Below are 3,109 nucleotides of genomic sequence, written 5' to 3'. Positions count from 1 at the left end.
CCAGTTATTGCAAAACCAACCAATGGCACTAGATCCGTGATGACGATATTGGTTATGATCACATTACCCGTATTGGTCACTGTGAAAGTATAATTTATTTTTTCACCCACTTGAGCGAAACCATCATTGTTGGTGTCGCTAAAGACCCCAGTTTTTACTAAAGCTATGCTAGGGGTTTGAGGAAGTGGTGTATCAGTAGGGGTGTTGTTTTCAACGGTTGTGCCCGAAATATCCGTTACATCATTTCCTTTAGGATCTTTACCGGTTGCCAAAGCCGAGTTGGTCACTTTTCCCAAATCGATATCAGCTTGAGTAATTGTATAAACTCCGGTCACGGAACTAGTAGTTCCAGGCGCTAAAGAAGCAATAGGATTGCCAGTTATAATCAAACCTATTAATGGATCTGTGATAATGATATTGGTTACGGTCACATTACCCGTATTGGTCACAGCAAAAGTATAATTTATTATTTCACCCACTTGAGCGAAACCATCATTGTTGGTGTCGCTAAAGACACCCGTTTTCACTAAAGCAATGCTAGGTTTTTGAGGAAGTGGCGTATCAGTAGGGGTGTTGTTTTCAACGGTTGTGCCCGAAGTATCCGTTACATCATTTCCTTTAGGATCTTTACCGGTTGCCAAAGCCGAGTTGGTTACTTTTCCAGCATCAATATCAGCTTGGGTAATTGTATAAACTCCGGTCACGAAACTAGTAGTTCCAGGCGCTAAAGAAGCAATAGGATTGCCAGTTATAATCAAACCTATTAATGGATCTGTGATAATGATATTGGTTACGGTCACATTACCCGTATTGGTCACAGCAAAAGTATAATTTATTATTTCACCCACTTGAGCGAAACCATCATTGTTGGTGTCGCTAAAGACACCCGTTTTCACTAAAGCAATGCTAGGTTTTTGAGGAAGTGGCGTATCAGTAGGGGTGTTGTTTTCAACGGTTGTGCCCGAAGTATCCGTTACATCATTTCCTTTAGGATCTTTACCGGTTGCCAAAGCCGAGTTGGTCACTTTTCCAGCATCAATATCAGCTTGGGTAATGGTGTAAGTAGCGGCCACAGTAGTGTTATCAATAGCACCCACGGCAAGAGTTGGAATAGGACTGCCAACAACAGTAACCAACGGATCCGTGATAACAATATTGGTTAGGGTCACATTACCCGTATTGGTCACTGCAAAAGTATAATTTATTATTTCACCCACTTGAGCGAAACCATCATTGTTGGTGTCGCTAAAGACACCAGTTTTCACTAAAGCAATTTTAGGATTTTGAGCATTGGTTAAGTCTACTGTGGTATCATCGGTATGGGTTACATCATTTCCTTTTGGATCTTGTCCAGCTGCTGTAGCTACGTTGGTCACTTGACCGGCATCAATATCTGCCTGAGTCAAGGGATAGGAAGCGGTAATGGTAGTATTATCCGTTGCGCCCACCGCAAGAGTTCCAATCGGTCCGCCAACTATAGTAATCAATGGATCTGTAATTATGATGTTCGTCACAGTTACGTTACCTGTATTAGTTACGGCAAAAGTATAGTTAATAGTTTCACCCACCTGAGCATAACCGTCATTATTCTCATCCACAAAGACGCCAGTTTTCACTAAAGCAATTTCAGGTTTTTGAGCATTGGTTAAGTCTACTGTGGTATCATCGGTATGGGTTACATCATTTCCTTTTGGATCTTGTCCAGTTGCTGTAGCTACGTTGGTCACTTGACCGGCATCAATATCTGCCTGAGTCAAGGAATAGGAAGCGGTAACGGTAGTATTATCAGTTGCTCCCACCGCAAGAGTTCCAATCGGTCCGCCATTTACAGTCACCAAAAGATCGGTAATCTCAATATTTGTAATGGTCACATTACCTATATTAGTTACGGCAAAAGTATAGTTAATAGTTTCGCCTAACTGAGCATAACCGTCATTATTCTCATCCACAAAGACACCCGTTTTTACTAAAATAATACCAGGTGTTTGTGTCAACGGCGTAACGGTTGGTGTATTGTTTTCATTTGTTGTACCCGAAGTATCAGTCACATCTTCATTATCAGGATCTTTCCCATTTGCAAAAGCGGAATTAGTCACTTTTCCTGCATCAATATCAGTTTGGGTTATGGTATAAGTACCAGTCACAGAGCTGTCAGTTGCTCCGGGTGCTAAGGAATTAATCGGACTATTAGAGATAGTCAGTCCCTCAAAATCAAGATCGGTAATTACGATTTTGGTTACGGTCACATTACCTATATTGGTCACTGCGAAAGTATAATTGATTATTTCACCTACTTGTGCAAATCCATCGTTATTTGTATCACTGAATACTCCGGTTTTTACTAATGCAATTCCAGATTCTGTAATTTCAAAAGTATAATTAGCAGTACATCCATTTTTGTCTTTAATTTCTACAGTGTAATTGCCTTTTGGTAAGTTGGAAATATCCTCGGTTATAGCTTCATTAGACCATATAAAAGTATATGGCATTGTACCTCCAGAAACGGTAAGATCTATAGCCCCATTACTACAACCTACACAGTTATTGTTATTTGTGATTGCTGCTGTAGCACTTATTGCTGCGTCAGGTTGAGTTATGATTACTGAACAAGTAGTTTTGTATCCTAATTTATCGGTTACCGTTACGGTATGTGTACCAGCATTTAATGCCGTTGCTTGAGCGGTAGTTTCTTCATTGTCCCATAAGTAGGTATAATCCCCATTTCCACCAATAGCAGTTACCGTGGCTATTCCATTACTATCACCATAGCATTTAGCAGGAGTATCTTGTGTAATACTACAGGATAAAACATTAGGTTCGGTAATCGTAATTTCACATGTTGTTTGACATTCTTTTGAATCGGTAACTGTTACAGAATGTGGCCCTGCATTTAAGGCAATTGCTTGGGCAGTAGTTTCTCCATTATCCCATAAATAAGTGTATCCTCCATTTCCACCAAGTGGAGTAACAGTGGCTTCTCCATCACTTAACCCATTAGAAGAAACAGCTTTGTTTTGTGTAATAGAACACGTTAAGGCAGCAGTTGGTTGAGTAATAGTTATCGATTTAACGGCTTTACAACCTTTAGTATCAGTAACGGTTACTTCGT

General features: G+C 40.2%; 1 protein-coding gene (cut by a window edge). It reads right to left on the bottom strand.

What is annotated here, in order from left to right; translation table 11 throughout:
- The coding region annotated (locus FNW38_RS17140; protein WP_449404049.1) for a beta strand repeat-containing protein crosses the window boundary (this coding region is incomplete at its 3' end): on the bottom strand, positions 1 to 3,109 show 3,109 of its 3,869 nt. The annotated region continues 760 nt past the right edge of the window.

The sequence above is a fragment of the Flavobacterium gawalongense genome (assembly GCF_007097265.1).
GTDB lineage: Bacteria > Bacteroidota > Bacteroidia > Flavobacteriales > Flavobacteriaceae > Flavobacterium > Flavobacterium gawalongense.
The sequence above is the reverse complement of the archived record's forward strand: the minus strand, read 5'-3'. Positions and strand labels throughout refer to the sequence as shown.